At 48.9% G+C, this 4,314-nt stretch carries 10 protein-coding genes; 1 reads left to right on the top strand and 9 read right to left on the bottom strand.

The window, feature by feature from the left end; all coding sequences use genetic code 11:
* On the top strand, positions 1–378 hold a 378-nt coding region (locus HMPREF1024_RS00255), incomplete at its 5' end, for an IS3 family transposase (protein ID WP_009310055.1).
* A 159-nt stretch (positions 379–537) separates the two neighbouring features.
* Here HMPREF1024_RS00255 and HMPREF1024_RS00260 read toward each other — a convergent pair.
* From HMPREF1024_RS00260 to HMPREF1024_RS00300, 9 genes are all read right to left on the bottom strand, one after another.
* On the bottom strand, positions 538–1,020 hold the full coding sequence (locus HMPREF1024_RS00260; protein WP_003026803.1) for a GNAT family N-acetyltransferase: 483 nt from the start codon (positions 1,018–1,020) through the stop codon (positions 538–540).
* A complete protein-coding gene (locus HMPREF1024_RS00265) occupies positions 1,008–1,274 on the bottom strand; it encodes a DUF1778 domain-containing protein (protein ID WP_003026799.1) in 267 nt (88 codons plus the stop codon). Before HMPREF1024_RS00265 ends, HMPREF1024_RS00260 begins: the two co-directional genes overlap by 13 nt.
* Before the next feature lie 175 nt (positions 1,275–1,449).
* Entirely contained in the window at positions 1,450–1,704 is a 255-nt protein-coding gene (locus HMPREF1024_RS00270; RefSeq protein WP_004118702.1) for a hypothetical protein, read from the bottom strand.
* A gap of 75 nt (positions 1,705–1,779) precedes the next feature.
* Positions 1,780–2,037: a hypothetical protein gene (locus HMPREF1024_RS00275; RefSeq protein WP_004098928.1), complete on the bottom strand. Its 258-nt coding sequence runs from the start codon at positions 2,035–2,037 to the stop codon at positions 1,780–1,782.
* 48 nt (positions 2,038–2,085) lie between these two features.
* Entirely contained in the window at positions 2,086–2,289 is a 204-nt protein-coding gene (locus HMPREF1024_RS00280) for an HHA domain-containing protein (RefSeq protein WP_004098931.1), read from the bottom strand.
* Between the two features lie 30 nt (positions 2,290–2,319).
* Positions 2,320–2,688, bottom strand: a complete 369-nt coding sequence (locus HMPREF1024_RS00285) for a hypothetical protein (protein ID WP_009310054.1) — start codon at positions 2,686–2,688, stop codon at positions 2,320–2,322.
* A gap of 43 nt (positions 2,689–2,731) precedes the next feature.
* On the bottom strand, positions 2,732–3,226 hold the full coding sequence (locus HMPREF1024_RS00290; protein WP_009310053.1) for a hypothetical protein: 495 nt from the start codon (positions 3,224–3,226) through the stop codon (positions 2,732–2,734).
* 30 nt (positions 3,227–3,256) lie between these two features.
* On the bottom strand, positions 3,257–3,823 hold the full coding sequence (locus HMPREF1024_RS00295) for a hypothetical protein (protein ID WP_009310052.1): 567 nt from the start codon (positions 3,821–3,823) through the stop codon (positions 3,257–3,259).
* Positions 3,820–4,083 carry a hypothetical protein gene (locus HMPREF1024_RS00300; RefSeq protein WP_009310051.1) on the bottom strand — a complete coding sequence of 88 codons (264 nt, stop codon included), beginning with the start codon at positions 4,081–4,083 and terminating at the stop codon, positions 3,820–3,822. The genes HMPREF1024_RS00295 and HMPREF1024_RS00300 overlap by 4 nt, the downstream gene beginning before the upstream one ends.
* Positions 4,084–4,314 lie beyond the last annotated feature (231 nt).

Here is a 4,314-nt window from a genome sequence, read left to right as displayed (position 1 = left end):
ACGCCGGACGCGACGCTGGTGAATACGATGCTCGATGACGCACTCGATACGCTCAACGAACATGNTAAACCGGTGATACACAGCGATCGTGGTGGCCATTACCGGTGGCCGGGCTGGCTCGAGCGTATCAACACCTCCGGACTTATAAGGTCCATGTCGCGCAAAGGATGCTCGTCGGATAATGCTGCGTGTGAAGGCTTCTTCGGGCGTATCAAAAACGAAATGTTCTATGGCAGAGACTGGGCGGGTATCACGCTGGAAAAATTTATCTGCTTCCTGGACAGGTACATACGCTGGTATAACGAGAAACGTATCAAGCTATCATTAGGTGCAATGAGTCCTGTGAAGTACCGGCAGCATCTTGGGATCACAACATAACAGTCCAGGAAAACATCCGCAGCCCCCAGGCGGACATTACTATTGAGCCATTACAAAAGCCGGTTCGCATAACAAAGATTATGTTAAATATTAAAATAAATAACATAAAAATCAATATGTTAAGACGGTAACCAGCTACTTTCCCATTCCAGCAACCAGTCATGGAAGCTTTAGAAACAGAGTCCTCTCATGAGTTTGTGATGCCTTAAATCCATGGTGAGCATAGAAACCTTTGGCTTCTTCAGTAAGCGCATGAACCATTATCGCACGAACCCCAATGTTCTCAGCTACGCGATAACACCGTAGAACTGCATCGTGGAGTAAATCGGCGCCAACCCCTTTTCCGTGCAATGAGACATCTACCGCCAGGCGAGCGAGTATAATCACCGGTATAGGATCTGGCATGTTACGCCGAAGACTACCTGTCGCTTCCGTATGGTTAACGCTACCGGTGGCCAAAGAGTAAAAACCAGCTACTTGCTTCGTACCCGTCTTGCAAACAACGAACGTTCGGGCAGCGCCAAGAGCTTGATTTTTTAAACCTCTCTGTTTTAGCCATTCATCGAGGACTGTCTCTCCACTGACGAACTCAGCCAGCTGATGAGAGCTGGATAACGGCTCGGGCGTGGTTATACGTCCCACTGAGGTTTCCTTGCCAGTAGTTTATTAATGGCGGGCTCATCCTCGACTGGTGCATCGAGCATATCGATGAACTCTGCATACTGTTCGTCGTTAAAATTGAAAACACGGCGATCAAGGATCACATTCTCCGCAGCCTTGCAGGCCATCTCCAGGATAAAGTCGGTTCGCGATTTATGAAGGATCTCTGCAGCAGCATCGATGAGTGCTCTCTGAGACTCTTTAGCTCTTAGGTTGAGTTGAACATCTGATTTCATACACACCTCTCTTGTATAGCAATTGATATACAAGAATAACACAACACGAACGTATAGCAAATGCTATACACTTCAAAGTACCGATAATGCATTTTATGTTAAATATCAGCAACTTATCGTCAAATTACAGCTATTCTTCTGCAATGGCCTGCTCACTATCACTGCCAGCACGGCTTCAGTCGGGATAGATGGATTCTTTTCTGGCATTAATGCCATAAAGACAAACACGTTTTTTTTCAGGCAAATGGATACCCATCAGGCGAAGAATAAAACCGCGCCACCCCCGGTTAACCTGACGGTTATAGTCATACAGGTCTGCATTTTCTTTTTTAAGCTTTGACCATTCATGCATGAGTGTTAGTGCATCGAGCTCGGCGATGTGCTTCACTTCATCACCGATACGTACTGTGTTAATGCCTCTTCCCGTCATGATGATCCCCTCCGGCAATATCAGTTTCAGATTAACGCTGTTGTGATGATGATTTAACTACACACTAAAGGCAATCTAACGTTTAATCATACCCCTGATAATAAAGAACATCATGGTTAATGAAAACACAATCAGAAGCCAGCCAAAGGGTTTGGCATCAAAAACAGTAGTGATGCAATCATTAGTACAGGTAACCACCTTCGGGGTGACAATAGAAATTCCCCATCCAAGAATAACTACCATAGTGCCTGCTACTGCGGCTAAGAAAAAAGTGGTGAAGAATGCGCATCCGACTACCAGTAACAATCCAATCAGTTCAAATATCATATTCATGATTGCGCTCCAGGTGAGATAACTGCGAACAGACTGATGCTGGCTGTATTATTTAACATATTTCCAGACGCCTGCAGGTATTTTATCATAAAACTTCCCCATTGCCATTTCCGCCAGCCGGTGATCCACTGCAGCATTAAAGTGCTCAAGTTCGTCATCCGTCAGGGAATATTTATTTTTTTCTATTATCCTTTCCAGAGTTTCCTGTGATGTACAGCGGCGTAGTCGTAAAATCCATTCCTGTTTCGTCATTAATTTATATCCTGAGGTGTCCCGGTAATATCATTCTGGAAGATGCTTTTCTTTCAGTTGGTTATGAGTGAACCATTTTGCATATGTAATGTAAACCACAAAAGTTAAGAGTGCGGACAGACTATATATCCAGAGAACAGGCACTACGTGATGAAAACGTATCATCTGACCGGATTCATCTGCCATACTCATTAATGTATTGCTGTATGTTTCAGTCTGAATAAACTCGTAGTAAGGTACCATCACAACATGAAGAAAAAATAAATTAAGCAGATACGTCAGAGAAAACGCGTGTTCCTGCCCGTTATAGGGCGTATACTGCGCAAAGGCGAACATCCATCCTGTGAAAAGCAGAAAACACATCGCGAAATACACCACCACCCATACCGCTGTTTTCATCACTGCCCTCAGTTATATAATTTGTCTGTAACGAAAATGGCATTCAGGCGTTCAGGTCCGTGCCGTTCTGCTTCAGATAATCACTGATGCTCAGACCGGACAAGCGTATGTTATCCGAAATCTCCCTGAACTGCTCCTCCCACCCGTCCTGCAGCTCCCTGATTGCCGCGATCTGGAAAGCAACACTGAAAGGCGTTCTGCCCAGTTTCTCGGAAAGCCAGAACAGATGCTTGCCAATCTCTTCGTCCGGTACCGAATCGAGCGCATCACTCAGTAAGGTTTTTTCGTCTTCCTGCCAGGGATGACCGGCTCGCGGAAAACGCGGATCAGGCTGGCGGTCTTTTTTCTCCCTTTTTTCCCGTCTGGCAACGGTCGGCGCATCGCCTTTTTTCAAGCCGACGCGCGCTTTCATGGCGCCGATAGCGGCGACGGCCAGTACCAGCGTTTCACGCTCCTGGCGCGTGAGCAGGCTGTCCTCGCAAATCAGGGTGTTCAGGTTATCGATCAGCTTATTCAGCCCGGGTTCAGTGACTTTCATTTTATGCTCATGTTCCTTGTGTGGTGGCGATCAGTCCCGGCTCTCATTCACCTGGACGGTGACCGGCAGGCCTGCATCAAAACAGGTCTGATACCAGCTGGCCACCTGCAGGGGATCGCCCTCTTTTATCCGGCGTATGCCGCCGGCATCCGTCAGCTGCAGACAGGTGGTACCGTCCAGACGGATCACGTAGGCCGCTTCCCTGATGGTGTAATGGCCGTCATCCAGCTGCAACTCCACCGCGTCACCGGCAGCCGTCTGGCGTAACGGCAGACGCCGGACGTCTGTCAGTCGTTGTCGTGCCGTTTCAGCCTCGCGTTCTGCCTGGAAGAGCGGTTCTGCAATGCCGCGACCGGCCTCCGTCAGCTCGACGGCCAGCTGCAGGTTCGGGGCGCGCAGGGTGCGCAGCCAGCCCGCGGCTTCCATGCGCCGGCAGGAGGCGCGCAGGTTCGGCCCGTACACCGGGGCGTCCCCGCCCTGCTCCAGCACCCGCTCGATATCCCGCGTCGCCACCGGGCCCGGCCGTTTCGCATCGAGGGCGGCCAGCACAATCAGCACCCGCCGCTGCAGCGGCGATGGTCGGCGCGCCTGAGTCATTGCTTGTCCGCCTCCGGCCAGATGAGTTGTCTGAGGCGCAGGTGATCGGCGTCTATGAGCTCTTGTCTCTTTATGGCATTCACTGAGGCATAGCCATTTATGGCCAGTTCATACCAATAGCTCAGCACGGCACCGGCCTTGGCTGACTCGCTGATGTAAATCGCGCCCTGGCTGTCCAGATTGCATTCACGGATACGCTCTTCCGCTATCCGGGTCAGCTGCTCATAGCTGAGTGAAAAATTCACTTCTTTCTCATCCATCCTGCACGCTCCATCTGATAATGTCCGGTTAGGTAAAAAATCATACCTCGAATTATTTATATCGCATTGAGCAAACATCATATTAGATATTATATTGTGATTTATGATAAATATCACATCAAGAATGATTTTATGTGTTTAGGACGATTATCATATCAATGGCAGGTTTCCCGCCGTGCAGATCCGAAAAGATGCTAAGTCGGATCTCCAGACTGCAGCAGGGCTGTTTTG

Origin of the sequence: Klebsiella sp. 4_1_44FAA (genome assembly GCF_000238715.1) — a bacterium.
In the GTDB taxonomy this organism is placed as follows: Bacteria; Pseudomonadota; Gammaproteobacteria; order Enterobacterales; family Enterobacteriaceae; genus Klebsiella; species Klebsiella pneumoniae.
The sequence above is the reverse complement of the archived record's forward strand: the minus strand, read 5'-3'. Positions and strand labels throughout refer to the sequence as shown.